Raw genomic sequence first — 16,269 nt, 5'->3', positions numbered from 1 at the left:
CGATGACAGAGCCGGCTCGATACGTACCCACGCCGCTGCGGGCCCCGCGATGGTTCGCGCGCCGGGGAGATTCGCTCGTCCAGCGCCTCGGCCACCAGGTCACCTTCGGCGCCCAGGTGCTCGGCGCGATTCCGCACACGCTGAAGCGCTACCGGCACCAGACCGGCGTGCTGCTGGTCGACATGATCTGGGGAAACGGGTCGCTGATCGTCGGCGGCGGCACCATCGGCGTGCTGGTGTTCATGGGCGCGGCGGTCGGCGGTTCGGTGGGGGTCGAAGGGTATGGGGCCCTCGACATGGTCGGCATGGGCCCGCTGACCGGCTTCGTCTCCGCGTACGCGAACACCCGCGAGATGGCGCCGATGATCGCGGGGATCGGCTTCGCGGCCCAGGCCGGGTGCCGCATGACCGCGGAGATCGGCGCCATGCGGATCTCGGAGGAGATCGACGCGCTGGAAGCCCTTGGCATTCAGTCGGTCCCGTTCGTGGTCACCACCCGGGTGATCGCGGGGATGATCACCATCGTCCCGCTGTACGTGGTGACGCTCGCGTTGAGCTACGCGTCGTGCGCGATGGTGGTCAACGTGCTGCACGGACAGTCGTCGGGCACCTATTACCACTACTTCGACTCGTTCATCCAGCCGAGCGACGTGGTGTTCTCGGTGCTCAAGGCCGCCATCTTCGTGACGCTGATCATCGCCATCCACTGCTATCAGGGCTACTACGCCAGCGGTGGTCCCGAAGGTGTCGGGCGGGCCTCGGGCCGGGCCATCCGGGCCAGCATCGTCACCGTGGTCGCCGCGGACATGGTGCTGACGTTGTTGTTCTGGGGCAACAGCCCTGGCATTCGGATATCGGGATAGTCCATGGCGACACTGCCGGGTGCGGATCAGGGAGCGCGGGCGCCCAGCTCGCGCTCGTTGCGGATCCGTGGACTGATCTCCGCCATAGCGCTGGCGATCGCGGGCGTCGCGCTCTATCAGCTGGGCACCGGCACCTACGCCGACACGTTCACGCTGACGGTGGTGGCCGATTCGATCGGTGAGGGCCTGACGCCGGGCGCGGAGGTCAAGTTCCGCGGCCTGACGATCGGATCGGTGAAGACGCTGCAATCGGTCGGATATAACAGGCAGAAGATCACGGTGGAACTCGAGCCGCGGCAAGCCAGGGCACTGGCCGCGGACACGACGGCGAATTTCATGTCGTCGAACACTTTTGGCCTCGCGGCGGTCGAACTGGTCAGCAGCGGCGCCGGCCCCCGGCTGCGGCCGAACCAGACGCTGTTGATCGGCGCCAACGCGCGGTCGGCCTCCATCACCGGGCTGCTGCGTCAGGGCCAAAAACTCGGCCGGATCGCGGACTCTCCCGATGTCGACCACATCATCGAGGTGGTGCGCCGGCACGCCGACCTGACCGAGCCGGTCACCCGGTCGTACTTCGATCTGGTCAAGATGCTCGTCGACTCCCAGAAAGTGCCGTTCTCGCAGTCGCTTTCGGTGTTCGCCTCGGTGGTCAACGGCGCCAGCGACTCCATCCCCCTCATCGGCCTGGCCTACGACCTGCTCAACGGGATGGAATTCCTGGCGCACCCCGACGGGGTCGACCGCATGAACGTGATCCTGGACCAGACCGCAAAGCTGCTCTTCACCAGCGACAAGATGATCGTCAAGAACGTCACGTGGCTGGCCCCGTTCATGCGCGCGACGACCGACGTCTTGCTGCCGCTCTCGTACATGCAGGGCAGCATGGCGCCGGTCTATGACCGGCTCTCGGGTCTGCTGGACCGCACCAGCGCGGCGTTCCCCATCATCGACGGCAAGGTCCGCATGCAGATCGAGGTCACCCTCGACACGATGCCGGGGCTGGCGGCGGCCCTGCCGGCCCCTGCGCCCGCGGCGCCGCCGCAGCGGGGTGGCCGATGAGAAGTGTCACCAAATCGGTGGTGTGGCTGACGATCTTCACCGCGGTCGCGGTGGTGTGCACGCTGATCGTGTTGACCGCCTTGCGTTCCCCGGTCACCGGGGCGGTCTCCCGCTACACCGCCGCGTTCTCCGACGTGTCGGGGCTCTACGTCGGCGACGACGTCCGCATTTCCGGTGTGCAGGTCGGCAAGGTGGAAACCATCCGGCTCGACGGGCGGATCGCCAAGGTCGATTTCACCGCGCAAAACGATCACCCGGTGTTCGCCAACACCGTCGCCGCGGTGCGCTATCAAACCCTGCTCGGTCAGCGCTACGTCGAACTCGTCCAGGCCGCCAAGCCGGACCAACGGCTGCCGGCGGGGGGGACCATCGCGCTGGCGCAGACGATCCCCTCGTTCGATGTTGCCAAGCTGTTCAACGGGTTTCGGCCGATCTTCCAAACCCTGGACCCGGCCCAGTTCAATCAGTTGGGCGAGAACCTGCTGCGGCTGATCCAGGGCGACGAAAACGGCATCGGCCCCTTCCTGCATGACCTCGACGTCATTTCCAAGCTGGCCGTGGACCGGCAGGCGGTCATCGCCGGCGTGCTGCGCAACCTCAGCGCGATCTCGGCCGACCTGGGCGGCAAATCGCAACAACTGTTCCACCTCATCGCCACGCTCAACGACGTGGTGACGAAGTTCGCCTCCAAGGGCGAGGAGTTCAGTCAGGCGATGGAAGCCGGACTGCCCGTCCTGCGGAACACCACCCATTTCCTGCAGTACTTCGAGCGCATCTTCGACGGGACCACGGTCCCGCTGTACGACCTGTTCAGCCGGATGTGGCCGCAGACCGCGACGATCATCGCGGGCCTGTCGCTGGCGCCGTCGCTGATCCAGGGCATGCGGGACTGGCTGGCCGACGAAAAGCCCGCCACGCCAACGTTTAACTGCTCGCACGGCGAAGTGACGCTGCCCGGGATCGGGCAGGTGTCGTTCGCGCAACAGAACTTGGTGGTGTGCCGGTAATGGTGTTCGGCGACAAGGGGACGGGACGGCGGCGCCCCGTGCTCGACGAGCGCGCGGCCGCCGTCCGCAATCGCCGCAACGGCATCGTGGGCGTCGTCGTCATCGTCGCGGCGTTGGCCGCGACCGCGATGGCCTACCTAAATCCCACCGGCCAGACCGGCTACACCGCACACCTGCCCAACTCCGGCGGCGTGCGCGCCGGCGACCAGGTTCGGATCGCGGGCATCCCGGTCGGGAAGGTGACCGGCGTTCGGCTCGCCGGCGCCGTCGTCGAGATGAAGTTCGACATCGAGCAATCGGTGGTGGTCGGCTCGGAATCCACCCTGGACATCAAGCTGCTGACCCCGTTGGGCGGCCACTATGTGGCGCTCGACCCGAAGGGCGGTTTGCCGCTGGGCCGCAAGGTGATTCCGCCGCAACGCGTCACGCTGCCGTTCGAGGCCAACGACATCATCCAGGCGGCGACGCCCCTGATCAAGCAAGTCGACGGCCAGGTCATCCACGACACCTTCACCGAGGTGGCCAACGCGGCCAACAGGTATCCCGACGCGGTGCGCGACCTGCTCCGGTCGGCCAACGCGCTGACCGCGTCGTTGAGCAAGACGACGGCCGACTTCCATCGCGGTCTGGACTTCGTCAACAACGGCCTGCGCGCCACGGTCGCCGAGCGTAAGCAGCTCATCACGCTGTTCGAGCAGCTCGACATCCTCGGCCAGGCCTACACCTCGAGGTCGGTCGACATCATCGAATTCTTCGGCCTGTTATCCGAATTGGCTCGCATCATGGACCGCATCACGGTGTTCTGGGGCCGGGAGGTCGCGCCGGTCGTCAACGGGCTCGACGACATCAGCGAAACGCTGGGCGCCCACCCCGAGCGCATCGGCCAGGCGCTCGAGAACCTGGGTCAGACCCTCAACATCGTGGGGCCGATGCTCAGCGGGAACGGGGTCGTCTTCGACAAACACAACCGGCTGGTGCCCGGGCAGGATCTGTGTCTACCCAACATCATGAGGAACTGTTGAGGTGGCCCGGATTTCGGCGCTCGGCTCGCGGCTGCGGTCCCCACTGGGGATCGCAGCGGTGCTGGCCGTCGTCGCGGCGGTCGCGGCCGCGGCGGTGATCGGCGCCAAGCTCCTCGCACCGGGCCACAGCCGCGCGATGTGCGCCGAATTCACCGACGCGGTAGGGCTGTACCCGGGCAACAAGGTGGCGCTGCTGGGTATCGAGGTCGGCTCGACGACCGCGATCGTCAACAAGGCCGACCACGTCGAGGTCGACTTCACCGTCCCCACCGACCTCGACCTGCCGGCCGACGTCGGGGCGGTCACCTACTCGCAATCGATTGTCACCGACCGCCATATCGAACTGACCAAGCCCTACACCGGGGGCCCGAAATTCACCGGCCCGGGCTGCATCAAGCTGAAGTCCACCAAAACGCCGATCAGTGTCAGCGAAACCTTCTCCGCCGTAGGCAAGCTCGCCGACACCATCATGGGTCCCCAACCGGGCCAGGACCCATCGAAGTCGCCGGGTGTACAGGCCATCAACGACAGCCTGCGGGCGTTCAGCCGCTCGCTGGACGGCACCGGCCCCGGACTCAACCAGACGCTCGGCAACCTGGTCACGATGCTGGCCGACCCGTATAAGGCCGACGCCGACTACCGGCAGCTGTTCGAGAACAGCGAGATCCTCACCTCCGACTTTCTCAAAAACTGGGACAGCTTCGCCTCGTTCGTCCGGATGCTGCCGACCACCACCGAATTGATCGAGGGCCTCTCGGACAACTTCGGCGCGGCCCTGAGCCACATGTCGCACCTGCTGCCGATCCTGGTCGAGGCGCTGGACCGGTGGGGGCCGCGGCTCTATCAGAAGCTGGACAAGGCGATCACCTGGCTGCGGGACATGCTGAACCGGCACACCCCGGCCATCCTCGCGATGATCAACTCGTGGCCGCAGTTCAGCCACTGGATCAGCGACATCTACGAGCCGGCGTGGGGAACCCACAACGTCACGTATATCCCGCCGCAGGTGGCGATTTCGCCGTCGCAGGCCGGCGCCATCTGCGAGGGGCTGCGGAAACGCAATGTCCCCGGTGCCGCGGCGGCGTGCGCGTCGCGCACCGCGTCGGATCCGGTCACCCTCGGCCTGACCGATCTCATCCTGGGGGCCGCGCTGTCATGAGCAGACGATCGATGCGCGTACTGGTGGCCCTGCTGACGATCGGCCTGACCGCGGCATGTTCGCTGGATCCGACGCGGCTGCCCGTCCCGGGCGCCTACAGCCCCGAACACTCCTACCGGGTCAAGATCCAGTTCTCCAGCGTGCTCAACCTGCCCGCCCGCGCCAAGGTGGACTTCGGTGGGATCCAGATCGGTGTGCTCGACCACGTCCAGCTCGACGCCACCACGGCGGTCGCCTACGTCGATATCGCCGGCGACAGCAGGCTTCCCGCCAATACCCGTGCCGAACTGCGCCAGGCCACCCCGCTCGGGGACATCTACATCGCGCTGCTGCCGCCGGCGGATCGGGCCGAGGATCGATCCGGGGACCGATCGGTGGCACTCTTGCGTGACGGCGACACAATTCCGTTGCGCAACACCGCGCCGGCCGACAACGTCGAAGACGTGCTGCGCTCGGTGTCGAACCTGGTGGCCGGCGGCGCGATCGGCACCCTGCAAAGCACCGTGGTGAACCTCAACCACGCGTTCCCCAAGGATCCCGCCGAGCTGACGCGGGCCCAGCAGACCGTCGCCGGCGTGCTCAACGACCTGGCCGCCAACCAGGACACCATCGACGGAATCCTGTCCAGCATGGACAACATCACCACCAACGTGGCCGCCAACACCACGGTGTTCAACCGGCTCGTCACCGAAGGCCCGCCCAAGCTCCAAGGGCTGTCGGCGATCACCCTGGCCATCCTGAACGTCGTCGGGGACTCCAGAGAAATCGGCGACCTCGGCGGGCAGATCCTCAACCCGGTCGCCGGGGACATGATGCAAATGCTCTCCTACATCACGCCATTGGTCGGAACCGTGGCGACCCTCGACACCACCATTCCGGTGCTGGCCGACAAGCTGATCGCGTTCTTGCACTACAAGCTTCTCGGATTTTTCCGCAACGGCGGGCCGAAATACATTGTCTCCGAACTCCATCCACCCACCGGACACGAGGGCGTCGATCCCGCCGACAAGGCTGACGCGGCGGTCTCGGCGATGCAGACGATGGGAATGCTGCCATGAAGTTCAATGCCGGCGTCACGCTGGCCATCCTGGCGGTGATGACGCTGCTCGGCGCGGCCTACATGTCGATCGGCGTGCTCGACATCGGCCCGACGAAACAGGTCACCCGACTCACCTTGCTGCTCAACACTTCCGGTGGCCTGATGCCCACATCGGAAGTCACGATGCGCGGCATCAAAGTCGGGCGGGTGACCGGCATCCAGACCACCGCGACCGGGCTGGCGGTCTCGATCGACCTCGACCGCGAACACCCGGTGCCCGCCGACAGCCCGATCAGCGTGGAAAACCTCTCCGCGGCCGGCGAGCAGTACATCGACTTCAAACCGAAACTCATTGCGCCGCCGTACTTCGCCGACGGGGCGGTGATCCCGCCGGACCGCGTCGCGCCGATGGTTACCGGCGCCGACTTGCTCACCAAGGTCAATGCCCTGGTCTCGGCGCTCAACCTCGACCAGGTACGCACCATCATCAGCAACGTCGCCGCCGCGTTCGCCGGCAACGACGCCACCCTCGATTCCCTTGCCACCACGGCGGGGTTGACGGCCAAGGTGATCCACGACGACAAGCAGTTGATGGCCACCCTGTTCGCGAACGTCTCGACGATGACCACCAACCTGGGTGACATCAACGCCGGCGAGGTGATCAGCGAGACGGGAAAGCTGCTGCCGCGTTCGGTGCCGGCGTTCCTGCGGATGGTCCACGAATTCGAAACCCTTTCGCACACCGGCGTCGGCGTGGTGGGCCCCGACGACCCGGCCGGCATTCTGGTGGGCAAGATGAGCCAGTACATCGACATGCTGGCCGGTCCGCTGAGCACCTTCGCCACCGTGCTGGAACCCGCGCTCGCACCGCTGCACGACGTCAAGGTCGACGCCGGGCATTGGCTCGACTTCTGGGAATCGACCTTCAACGACACCGGCGGCATGCGGGTTCAACTGAACGTCCCGGCATGGCACCAATGATCAAGAAAGAACGGACATGACCAACTCAACTGTCGACAAAGATGAAGCCGTGGACGACACCGAGCCCACGGCGCCCGACGACGGCGCAGAAGAGACCGACGAGGCCGACGCGCCGCCCCGACGATTTTCAAGGTTCCGGCCGAAGATCTCGAGGCGATGGGGGGCGGCCGTTGTCTCGGCGGCGGTGCTCGCCGGTGGGGTGTTCGGGTTCATCAAGTACCACCAGGTGACCGGCCAGCTCGCACAGCTGCGTCAGCAGCAGGCCGACCGCGACGCCGCGGCACAGCTGGCCAAGGACTATGCGCTGAAGTCGCTGACCTACAGCTTCGAAGACCCGGACGCCTTCTTCCGTTCGGTTGAAGACGGTGTGTCGCAACAACTTAAGGACAAATACGTCAACGCCTCCGACCTGCTGAAGAGCATCATGCTGCAGGCGCAGGTCACCTCCACCGGTGAGGTGCTGGCCACGGACCCGGTGGCTCAGCCCGGTGGGGTTTACCAGGTGGTGGTGTCGGCCCATCAGACCACCCGCAACCTGCAAAACCCGACGCCGAAGGTGTCGATCATCCTGCTGCAGGTCACGGTGAACAGGGTGGGCAATGCCTGGCAGGTCGCCGACATCGGCCCCAAGGCCGGCGCCCGCCCGCCGATCGAGCAGCAGCTCCCGGCGCCCGAGCCGCCTCCCCCGGCCGCTCCCGCTCCGGCCCCGGCTCCGGCTCCGGCTAAGCCGACACCGAAACGGTAGGCGCGCACCCGTGCGGCGGCTGGCCCTGCTGGGCGCGATCGTGACGATGGCGACCGCGGGCACCGTGTGCCCGATCGCGTCCGCCGACACGTCGTTGCCTTCGTGCCCGCAGACGGCCGCGGTGATCGCGCCGAGCGCGGTGTCGCCACACACGGACTGCCGAATGCATTCCGGCGCGCTGGATTTCGCGGTCACCTACTGGACCGTGCCCGAGCTGCCCGGGCCCCGCGCGGTCAAGGTCGTCGTGACCGACGCGTCGGGCGAGGTGGTGCAGACGATCGACGAGCTGTTGGAGCCGTCCAGTCCGGGCGGCGTCGGGTTGGAGGACATCGACGGCGACGGGCGCGACGAGCTGATCATCCCGATCGCGCGACACCCGTTCAACGGCAGCCCGAATACCCGATTCACGGTGTGGCGGGCGCCGGGCGACCGGCTGCATTTTGAACGCACCCAGATGGTCGCGCAGGCCGCGTATCCCAGCGGCGACGGCTACCTGGTGACCAACGCCGGGGCGCTGGACAGCCGAGACCTGACCTTCTATCTGCCGACGGGAGCCGGCTACACGCTGGTCGTCGTGTTGACCATCGAGGCCGAGCAAGTCGACCCCGACACCCACCGGGTCCTGACCGTCATCTGCCGCGCCCACCAGGAGGACGGCCTGCACGCGGTCGACATGAGCCTGCGCCAGGCGGAGGAAACGTTCTGCGCGTCGCCGGCCGCCATGGCCATCTGGCCGGGCGCCGAGCGCCTCGACATCCGGCGCTGGCGCCGCGGGCAGCAATGACGTCTCAGGGGGCGCACGCCGCGCGGGAGGCCGCCAGCTGCTGTCGCGCCTGGACGAGATCGCCGGCGAGTAGTTCCGGGCTCGCCGGTCGGTAGGGGTCGCTGGCGTCGATCTGCGCCGCCAGCATGTCCGATCGAAGCCGCAGGTCGACCGCGGCCGGACCGCGCAAGCCGTTGAGCGGCGACAGGGCGTTTCGTATCTGGCCCGCCACGTAGGGCGGTGTCCCGGAAGGCGAAACCAGGTCGAGGACCTTCTCGAGCCGATCGGCGACCGGCAGGACGACGCCGCACTCCCCGTCACCGGAGGCGGATGCCGGCGGGCAAATGGTGACCGCGGCAACCGCCACCGGAACAAGAATTCGTCTTAACCGTTCGAGCATTGCCTTCAGCCTCGCACTCCCCCGATCGTTGTGTCGCCACTTTCATGGATCTACGTGGGACACTGGGCCGGTGCCGCCGCACCGCGATCTGGCCGCGTTCAACGACCGAGCGCCCGAGTACGACAACGGGTGGCGCGGCCGGCTGCACCACGAGATTTCCGAACGCACCGCCGACCTCGCGGTGGCGACCGCCGCGTCCGCCGGCCGCGTGCTGGACGTCGGCTGCGGGACGGGCTACCTGCTGCGCGCCCTCGGTCGTCGCTACCCGGGCGCTCGGCAGCTTTGCGGCATCGACGCCGCACCGCAAATGATTGCTACGGCAACGGCTTTGGCGGCTGACGACCGACTGAGCTTCACCGTCGGGGTGGCCGAGGAGCTCGGCTACCCCGACCGCAGCTTCGACCTCGTCGTCAGCACGACATCGTTCGATCACTGGACCGATCAACAGGCCGGGCTCGTCGAATGCGCGCGGGTGCTGCGCCCCGGCGGTCACCTGGTGCTCGTCGACCAGTTCTCGCTGTGGCTGCTGCCGACCCTGGCCACCAGCCGGCGCGGCAAGGCCCGTACCCGAGGCCGTGCCACGGCGCTGCTACTGCGCGCGGGGTTTCGTTCCCCGCAATGGCATCGCGTCTACGCGCTGATCATCAACGGCGTCACGGCCATCAAGCCGGTCTAGTATCTGCCAGGCTTCGGGGGCCATCCCCGCGCCGAGATTGCGATGGTGGCTGTGATCCGGCCGCGATCACGACCATGACGGCAATCTCGACGAAAACCGATCGACATCAGCCCAGACTGAACGGGGCGAAGCTGCCGTCGAGCACGTTCAGGTGCCCGATCGTGCGCCCGGTGACCACGGCTGGATCCACCAGCGCCAATTCGACCGCGGCGCGGGAGAATTCATCGGCCGAGGCGGTGTCCACAAAGCCGCTGGCGTAATACGCCAGGCCCGGCGTGAGGATCGGTTTCGACGGCGACAGCGCGTTCACCGCGATGCTGTGGTCGGCCAGGTCGTACGCCGCGCACTGGGTGAGGTGCTCGAGGGCCGCCTTGGATCCGCCGTAACCGGGCAGGACGCCGCCGCTGCGGTCGGGATAGGGTCCGTCCCCGGGCATCCGCGACGCGACCGAGGTGATGTTGATGATCGAGCCGCCGCCCGCGTCGAACATGTCCGGACACACCAGTTGCATCAGCTCGTAGGCGGCGAACACCGCGATGTCGAAATGGCGGCGAAACGCCTGCAACGGTGTGCTGACGAACCCCGGCCAGCCGGGCTTGGCGCCGCCGCCGGCGGCCTTGGGCGGTTTCGCGCGCGGTGGCGAACCGGGGACCGGTGGCCGGCCAGGCGCGGTGAAGGCCGCGTTGTTGACCAGAATCGTGATGGGCCCCAACGCCTCTCGCGCCTCGCCCACCAGCCGCGCGACGTCGTCGCGGTCGGTCAAGTCGGCGCGGATCGCGACGGCGCGCCCGCCGGCCCCCTCGACCTCGGCGACCGTCTCGCCGATGGTGCCGGGCAGCCGGTCGTCCCACACCTGTTCGGTGCGCCCGACGACGGCCACCGCCGCGCCTTCCGCGGCCAGGGCCAGCGCGATCGCCCGGCCCAGCCCGCGGCTGGCGCCGGTGACGATCGCGGACCGTCCCGCCAGTCGCCCCGTCATCCTGTCACCCCGTGCACGACGATGGCGGTCGTCTGCTCCACCCAGGTGTCGTCCAGCTGCTCCTCCGGGCGCAGCAACATCCGCAGCATCGTCGCCCCTCCGATCAGCTCGATCAACCGGTCCGGGTCCACGTCGGGATGCGCCTCGCCCCGGTCGATGGCCCCGCGCAGCCGCACCCGCACCGCGGTGAACAGACCGGCGAAGCGCGACATCACCCGGGCGTTCAGGGCGGGATCGGCGGTCATGTCGGCCACCAGGCCGGGCAGGGCCGCGCGGACCACCGGCGTGGTGAAGACGTCGCGGGTGGCCTCGATCATCATCCGCACGTCGGCGGCGATGTCGCCGGCCGGGGCCTGCAGCGCGGTGGGTGCTGTCGGAAACGCCGCCTCGTGCACCAGTTCCGCCTTGCTCGACCACCGGCGATAGAGCGCCGATTTGGTGGTCCCGGCGCGCTCGGCCACCGCGGCGAGGCTGAGGTTCGAATAGCCGATCTCCACAAGCAGTTCCGCGGTCGCCGTGAGGATGGCCGAATCGATGCGCGGGTCCCGGGGCCGCCCGGCGCCCGGGGCCTTGTCAAGGCAAGACGGGTCTGCTTTCATAACGCTACCTACCGTATCGTAATTGCCTCACGGAAGTCTCGAAGAATGGAGGCACCTTATGTCGAACGAACCTGTGCTGGACAAAGTCGACCGACTTCAGCGCTCCAGCCGGGACGTCACAAAGCTGCCCGCGGTGATGTCGCAGTGGCTGTCGACCGTGTTGCCGGGCGGGGTAAAGCCGCAGGTGACGGTCGAAAGCGGCGTGGACGCCACCGGCATGTCGTCGGAAACCATCATCTTGACCGCACGCTGGCAACAGGACGGCGAACCGATCGAACAGCGGCTGGTGGCGCGGGTGGCGCCGACCGCCGAGGACGTGCAGGTCTTCCCGACGTATCGGCTCGACCACCAATTCGAGGTGATCCGCAAGGTCGGCGAAATCACCGACGTGCCCGTCCCGCGCGTGCGCTGGCTCGAGCCCACCGGCGACGTCCTGGGCACGCCCTTTTTCGTGATGGATTACGTCGAGGGCGAGGTGCCGCCCGACGTCATGCCCTACACGTTCGGCGGCAACTGGTTCGCCGACGCCCCCGCCGAACGCCAGCGCGCACTGCAGGACGCCACGGTGGGCGTGCTGGCCAAGTTGCACGCGATCCCCAACGCCGAGAAGACATTTGGGTTCCTCTCCTCGCAAGACGGCGACACGGCGCTGCGCCGGCACTTCAACTGGGTCCGCGAGTGGTACGACTTCGCGGTGCCCGACATCGGCCGATCGCCGCTGCTGGAGCGCACTTTCGCGTGGCTGGAAGACAACTGGCCTGACGAGGCCGCCGCGGCGGAGCCCGTCCTGCTGTGGGGCGACGCGCGGGTGGGCAACGTGCTGTACCGCGACTTCGCGCCGGTCGCGGTGCTCGACTGGGAGATGGTGACGCTGGGGCCGCGCGAGCTCGATATCGCGTGGATGATCTATGCGCACATGGTGTTTCAAGAGCTTGCGGGCCTAGCGACGCTGCCCGGGTTGCCCGACGTGATGCGCGAGGACGACGTCCGCGCCACCTATCGGCGACTCACCGGGGTGGAAGTGGGCGACCTGCGCTGGTTCTACGCCTACTCAGGGGTGATGTGGGCGTGCGTGTTCATGCGCACCGGCGCGCGCCGGGTGCACTTCGGCGAGACCGAGAAGCCCGACGATGTCGAATCGCTGTTCTACCACGCCGGATTGATGAGACGCCTCATCGGAGAGGATCAGTAATGCTTGGCCCGCTTGACGAGTTCCCGGTACATCAGGTTCCCCAACCGATCGCGTGGGCCGGTTCCTCGGACCGCAACTTCTACGACCGCTCCTACTTCAACGCCCACGACCGCACCGGCGACATCTTCGTGATCAGCGGCATCGGCTACTACCCCAACCTCGGCGTCAAGGACGCGTTCTTCCTCGTGCGGCGCGGGGACACGCAGACGGCGGTGCACCTGTCCGACGCCATCGATCAGGACCGGCTGAACCAGAACGTCAACGGCTACCGCATCGAGGTCAGCGAACCGCTGCGCAAGCTGCGTTTGGTCCTCGACGAAACCGAGGGCATCGCAGCCGATCTCACGTGGCAGGGCCTGTTCGACGTCGTGCAGGAACAGCCGCACCTGATGCGTTCCGGCAACCGGGTGACACTGGACGCGCAGCGGTTCGCCCAGCTCGGTTCCTGGAGCGGGCGCATCGCCATCGACGGCGAGGAGATCGCCGTCGACCCCGCGACCTGGCTGGGCAGCCGCGACCGGTCCTGGGGCATCCGGCCGATCGGCGAGCCCGAGCCCGCGGGCCGGCCCGCCGACCCGCCGTTCGAGGGCATGTGGTGGCTCTACGTGCCGATGGCGTTCGACGAGTTCGCGATCGTGCTGATCATCCAGGAGGAGCCCAACGGGTTCCGTTCGCTCAACGACTGCACCCGGGTGTGGCGCGACGGGCGCGTCGAGCAACTGGGCTGGCCGCGGGTGAAAATCCACTACCGCTCGGGCACCCGCATCCCGACCGGGGCCACCATCGACGCGACCGCGCCGGACGGCACCCCGGTGCACTTCGACGTGGAATCCAAGCTGCCCGTGCCGATCCACGTCGGCGGCGGCTACGGCGGCGATTCGGATTGGCTGCACGGCATGTGGAAGGGCGAAAAGTTCGTCGAGCGGCTGACTTACGACATGACCGATCCGGCCATCGTCGCGCGGTCCGGCTTCGGCGTGATCGATCACGTGGGCCGCGCGGTCTGCCGCGACGGCGACGGGGATCCGGTGGAGGGCTGGGGGCTCTACGAGCACGGCGCGCTGGGCCGCCACGACCCGTCGGGCTTTAAAGACTGGTTGACGGTCGCGCCGTAGCCGGACGACGGCCAGCGCCGGGACCGCGCGAGTTAGGAGTCGGGTAATCGACCGAGCCGGTATCCGGCGCCGGGGTGCTCGGCCGGCAACAGGGGCCCGGCGCCGCCGAGCCGTTCCCGCAAGGTGGAACGCGGCAGGCTCTCGGGGACGCGCCCGCGCCGGCGCAGTTCGGGCACAACATGTTTCGCGAAGTCGACGAACGTGCCGGGGGTCGTCACGTAGGCCACGTTGAAGCCGTCGACGTCGGCCTCCTCGACCCAGCGCTCGAGCTCGTCGGCCACGTCGCGCGGCGAGCCGACCAGGACGGGCCCCCGCCCGCCGATGCCGATCTCCTCGGCCAATTCCCGCACGGTCCAGGTGCGGTCCGGCGCGGCAGTGGTGAACGAGGCCAGCGCGGATCGGTTGGCTTCCGTTTCGACGTAGCGCAGCGGTTCGTCGGGATCGAGCCCGGCGAGGTCCACCCCGGTCCAGCCGCCGAAGAGCGCCATCGCACCGGCCGGGCTGACGAACCGGCGGTAATCGGCGAGCTTGGCGACGGCCTTTTCGTGCGTCTCCGCGACCACCGGGGTGACCATGGTGAACACCTTGATGGACCGCGGATCCCGGCCGAGTTCGGCCGCGGCGGCGCGCAAGGCCCGTACCGGGCCCCGGACCACCCCCGGCGTCGGGCCCGACACGAACACCGCCTCGGCGTGGGCCGCCGCGAACCGCACCCCGCGCGGCGAGGCGCCGGCCTGGAACAGCACCGGCGTGCGTTGCGGCGACGGCTCGCACAGGAACGGACCGGGGACGGTGAAATAGCGGCCCTTGTGCCCGATGTCGTGCACCTTCGCGGGGTCGGTGAACACTCCCCGCCGGGGGTCGCGCACCACGGCGTCGGGCTCCCACGACGCCTCCCACAGCTTGTAACACACCTCGACGTACTCGTCGGCGATCTCGTAGCGCTGATCGTGTGGGATCTGCGTGTCCAGCCCGAGGTTGCGCGCGGCGCTGTCCAGGTATGAGGTGACGATGTTCCAGGCCATCCTCCCGCCGGTCAGGTGATCCAGCGTCGAGAGCCGCCGCGCCAGCGCGTACGGCTGCTCGTAGGTCAGCGACAGCGTGATCCCGAACCCGAGCGTCTCGGTCACCGCCGCCATGGCCGAAACGGCCGCGGTCGGCTCGTTGACGGGGAACTGCGCGGCGTCGATCACCGCCGCGTCGCGCGAAGCGCCGTACACGTCGTAGACGCCCAGCACGTCGGCCAGGAACAACGCGTCGAAGCCCCCGGCTTCCAACGCCCGGGCCAGCTCGGTCCAATAGCCGAGCTCGCGGTACCGGTAACCCTGGTCCTCGGGATGGCGCCACAGCCCCGCAGACTGGTGCCCGACGCAGGCCATGTCGAACGCATTCAGGAAGATCCTGCTCATCGTCTCAATCGATTTCGTCCGCGTAGGTCTCTTTAGCAGCGTAGGCGGCCGCGACCGTGATCGCCGCCAATACCGCGAAGTACGCGACGATGAGCCACGGCCTGCCCCCGCCGACGGCCAACAGCGACGCAGCAATAAGCGGTGCGAAGCCGCCCGACACCACCGCGCCGATCTGGTAACCGAGCGACGAGCCGCTGTAACGCACCCGCGTGTCGAACAATTCGGCGAACCAGGCGGCCTGGGGACCGTACATCGCGTCGTGAACTACATTGACGCCGAACACGATCGCCAGCACCACAGCGACGGCCGACCCGGTTGCCGCGGCCACGAAGAACAACGCCAGGGCCGCCACTCCGGCCAGCGCACCGAACATGTACGGCGGCCGTCGTCCGACCCGGTCCGACACGAACGCCCACCACGGCGTGCTGAACAACCCGAGGCCGGACGAGATCAGCACGGCGACCAGCCCGACTTCGTTGCCCTTGCCGAACGAATCCTGAAGATAGGTAAGTGAATACGTGGTGAGCAAGACGAACAAAGCGATCTGTGACAGCCGCAACCCCGTGGTGATCAGAACATTTCGCGGCGCGGTGCGCACCACCTCGACAACCGGCAGGCGCGCCAGCTCGTCCCGCTGTTTGAGGCGGTCAAAGGACTCGGCATCGGCGAGCCGGAGGCGCACCACCAGCCCGACGGCGACCAGAAAGACGCTGAGCAAGAAGGGAATTCGCCACCCGTAGGCGAGGAACGCGGCCGCACCGGTGGCCTTGCGGGTCACAAAGAACACAGACGTCGCCAGCAGCATGCCGGCCGGTGAACCGATCTGGGTGAAGCTGCCGAACAAACCGCGTCGGCCGGGCGGCGCGTGCTCCACCGACAGCACGGCCGCGCCACCCCACTCGGCGCCGACGGCAAGCCCTTGCAGCACACGCAGAATCGCCAGTAGCGCGGGCGCGAGCAGCCCGGCCTGGGCGTAGGTGGGCAGCACCCCGATCGCGGTGGTGACGAGGCCCATCACCAGCAGCGCGCCCACCAGGACGGCCTTGCGCCCGAGCCGATCCCCGAAATGACCCGACACGACGGCGCCCACCGGCCGGGCGCCGAATCCGGCGGCGTAGGTGGCGAACGAGGCCAAAGTACCGGCCGTCGGCGAAATATGAGGGAAGAACAGCGGTTTGAACACCAGCGCCGACGCGGTCGCGTACAGGTAGAAGTCGTACCACTCGATCGTGGTGCCAATCATGCTGCCCAGGGCGACGGC

General features: G+C 67.9%; 17 protein-coding genes. 12 read left to right on the top strand and 5 right to left on the bottom strand.

From position 1 onward, the window contains the following. Positions 1–2 precede the first annotated feature (2 nt). From AC5Y4S_RS03290 to AC5Y4S_RS03250, 9 genes are read left to right on the top strand one after another with little or no spacing between them, the layout of a single operon-like run. The gene (locus AC5Y4S_RS03290) at positions 3–863 is read left to right on the top strand and encodes an MlaE family ABC transporter permease (protein ID WP_500029738.1); all 861 of its coding nucleotides are present in this window, start codon (positions 3–5) and stop codon (positions 861–863) included. Positions 864–866: 3 nt separating this feature from the next. Further along, the gene (locus AC5Y4S_RS03285) at positions 867–1,922 is read left to right on the top strand and encodes an MlaD family protein (RefSeq protein WP_500029735.1); all 1,056 of its coding nucleotides are present in this window, start codon (positions 867–869) and stop codon (positions 1,920–1,922) included. Further along, complete coding sequence (locus AC5Y4S_RS03280) at positions 1,919–2,929, top strand: MlaD family protein (protein ID WP_500029733.1); 1,011 nt, start codon at positions 1,919–1,921, stop codon at positions 2,927–2,929. The genes AC5Y4S_RS03285 and AC5Y4S_RS03280 overlap by 4 nt, the downstream gene beginning before the upstream one ends. After that, positions 2,929–3,951, top strand: coding sequence for an MlaD family protein (locus AC5Y4S_RS03275; protein WP_500032104.1), 1,023 nt, complete (start codon positions 2,929–2,931; stop codon positions 3,949–3,951). The genes AC5Y4S_RS03280 and AC5Y4S_RS03275 overlap by 1 nt, the downstream gene beginning before the upstream one ends. Before the next feature lies 1 nt (position 3,952). Beyond that, positions 3,953–5,110 carry an MlaD family protein gene (locus AC5Y4S_RS03270; RefSeq protein ID WP_500029731.1) on the top strand — a complete coding sequence of 386 codons (1,158 nt, stop codon included), beginning with the start codon at positions 3,953–3,955 and terminating at the stop codon, positions 5,108–5,110. Then, positions 5,107–6,168 (top strand): MlaD family protein, encoded by a 1,062-nt coding sequence (locus tag AC5Y4S_RS03265; RefSeq protein WP_500029729.1) that lies wholly within the window; start codon positions 5,107–5,109, stop codon positions 6,166–6,168. Before AC5Y4S_RS03270 ends, AC5Y4S_RS03265 begins: the two co-directional genes overlap by 4 nt. Further along, positions 6,165–7,130: an MlaD family protein gene (locus tag AC5Y4S_RS03260; protein WP_500029727.1), complete on the top strand. Its 966-nt coding sequence runs from the start codon at positions 6,165–6,167 to the stop codon at positions 7,128–7,130. Before AC5Y4S_RS03265 ends, AC5Y4S_RS03260 begins: the two co-directional genes overlap by 4 nt. Positions 7,131–7,146: 16 nt before the next feature. After that, a complete protein-coding gene (locus AC5Y4S_RS03255) occupies positions 7,147–7,875 on the top strand; it encodes a hypothetical protein (protein WP_500029725.1) in 729 nt (242 codons plus the stop codon). 10 nt (positions 7,876–7,885) lie between these two features. Continuing rightward, entirely contained in the window at positions 7,886–8,659 is a 774-nt protein-coding gene (locus tag AC5Y4S_RS03250; protein ID WP_500029723.1) for a hypothetical protein, read from the top strand. 4 nt (positions 8,660–8,663) lie between these two features. On the opposite strand, the gene AC5Y4S_RS03245 is transcribed toward AC5Y4S_RS03250, so the two are convergent. Beyond that, positions 8,664–9,005 (bottom strand): hypothetical protein, encoded by a 342-nt coding sequence (locus tag AC5Y4S_RS03245; RefSeq protein ID WP_500029721.1) that lies wholly within the window; start codon positions 9,003–9,005, stop codon positions 8,664–8,666. Between the two features lie 103 nt (positions 9,006–9,108). Here AC5Y4S_RS03245 and AC5Y4S_RS03240 point away from each other — a divergent pair, with 103 nt between their 5' ends. Further along, positions 9,109–9,714, top strand: coding sequence for a class I SAM-dependent methyltransferase (locus tag AC5Y4S_RS03240; protein WP_500029719.1), 606 nt, complete (start codon positions 9,109–9,111; stop codon positions 9,712–9,714). Between the two features lie 106 nt (positions 9,715–9,820). Here the strand turns inward: AC5Y4S_RS03240 and AC5Y4S_RS03235 are convergent, their stop codons facing one another. Beyond that, on the bottom strand, positions 9,821–10,693 hold the full coding sequence (locus AC5Y4S_RS03235) for an SDR family NAD(P)-dependent oxidoreductase (protein WP_500029717.1): 873 nt from the start codon (positions 10,691–10,693) through the stop codon (positions 9,821–9,823). Further along, on the bottom strand, positions 10,690–11,292 hold the full coding sequence (locus AC5Y4S_RS03230) for a TetR/AcrR family transcriptional regulator (protein ID WP_500029715.1): 603 nt from the start codon (positions 11,290–11,292) through the stop codon (positions 10,690–10,692). Before AC5Y4S_RS03230 ends, AC5Y4S_RS03235 begins: the two co-directional genes overlap by 4 nt. A 58-nt stretch (positions 11,293–11,350) precedes the next feature. Here AC5Y4S_RS03230 and AC5Y4S_RS03225 point away from each other — a divergent pair, with 58 nt between their 5' ends. After that, a complete protein-coding gene (locus AC5Y4S_RS03225; RefSeq protein ID WP_500029713.1) occupies positions 11,351–12,484 on the top strand; it encodes a phosphotransferase family protein in 1,134 nt (377 codons plus the stop codon). After that, a complete protein-coding gene (locus AC5Y4S_RS03220; protein ID WP_085187060.1) occupies positions 12,484–13,599 on the top strand; it encodes an Rv3169 family protein in 1,116 nt (371 codons plus the stop codon). The genes AC5Y4S_RS03225 and AC5Y4S_RS03220 overlap by 1 nt, the downstream gene beginning before the upstream one ends. 32 nt (positions 13,600–13,631) lie before the next feature. Here AC5Y4S_RS03220 and AC5Y4S_RS03215 read toward each other — a convergent pair whose 3' ends face one another. Continuing rightward, on the bottom strand, positions 13,632–15,008 hold the full coding sequence (locus AC5Y4S_RS03215; protein WP_500029710.1) for an LLM class flavin-dependent oxidoreductase: 1,377 nt from the start codon (positions 15,006–15,008) through the stop codon (positions 13,632–13,634). Positions 15,009–15,012: 4 nt separating this feature from the next. Then, positions 15,013–16,251 (bottom strand): MFS transporter, encoded by a 1,239-nt coding sequence (locus tag AC5Y4S_RS03210; RefSeq protein ID WP_500032102.1) that lies wholly within the window; start codon positions 16,249–16,251, stop codon positions 15,013–15,015. Positions 16,252–16,269: the final 18 nt, after the last annotated feature.

Source organism: Mycobacterium sp. NGS64, assembly GCF_059812245.1.
Note: the sequence above shows the minus strand (reverse complement) of the source record. Positions and strands in the feature narration are given on the sequence as shown.

What these genes read in the sequence shown, in the direction of transcription:
- AC5Y4S_RS03290 (WP_500029738.1), top strand. Translation starts at nt 3, where the DNA reads ATGACAGAGCCGGCTCGATACGTACCCACGCCGCTGCGGGCCCCGCGA.
- AC5Y4S_RS03285 (WP_500029735.1), top strand. Translation starts at nt 867, where the DNA reads ATGGCGACACTGCCGGGTGCGGATCAGGGAGCGCGGGCGCCCAGCTCG.
- AC5Y4S_RS03280 (WP_500029733.1), top strand. Translation starts at nt 1,919, where the DNA reads ATGAGAAGTGTCACCAAATCGGTGGTGTGGCTGACGATCTTCACCGCG.
- AC5Y4S_RS03275 (WP_500032104.1), top strand. Translation starts at nt 2,929, where the DNA reads ATGGTGTTCGGCGACAAGGGGACGGGACGGCGGCGCCCCGTGCTCGAC.
- AC5Y4S_RS03265 (WP_500029729.1), top strand. Translation starts at nt 5,107, where the DNA reads ATGAGCAGACGATCGATGCGCGTACTGGTGGCCCTGCTGACGATCGGC.
- AC5Y4S_RS03260 (WP_500029727.1), top strand. Translation starts at nt 6,165, where the DNA reads ATGAAGTTCAATGCCGGCGTCACGCTGGCCATCCTGGCGGTGATGACG.
- AC5Y4S_RS03255 (WP_500029725.1), top strand. Translation starts at nt 7,147, where the DNA reads ATGACCAACTCAACTGTCGACAAAGATGAAGCCGTGGACGACACCGAG.
- AC5Y4S_RS03235 (WP_500029717.1), bottom strand. Translation starts at nt 10,693, where the DNA reads ATGACGGGGCGACTGGCGGGACGGTCCGCGATCGTCACCGGCGCCAGC.
- AC5Y4S_RS03230 (WP_500029715.1), bottom strand. Translation starts at nt 11,292, where the DNA reads ATGAAAGCAGACCCGTCTTGCCTTGACAAGGCCCCGGGCGCCGGGCGG.
- AC5Y4S_RS03225 (WP_500029713.1), top strand. Translation starts at nt 11,351, where the DNA reads ATGTCGAACGAACCTGTGCTGGACAAAGTCGACCGACTTCAGCGCTCC.
- AC5Y4S_RS03220 (WP_085187060.1), top strand. Translation starts at nt 12,484, where the DNA reads ATGCTTGGCCCGCTTGACGAGTTCCCGGTACATCAGGTTCCCCAACCG.
- AC5Y4S_RS03215 (WP_500029710.1), bottom strand. Translation starts at nt 15,008, where the DNA reads ATGAGCAGGATCTTCCTGAATGCGTTCGACATGGCCTGCGTCGGGCAC.
- AC5Y4S_RS03210 (WP_500032102.1), bottom strand. Translation starts at nt 16,251, where the DNA reads ATGATTGGCACCACGATCGAGTGGTACGACTTCTACCTGTACGCGACC.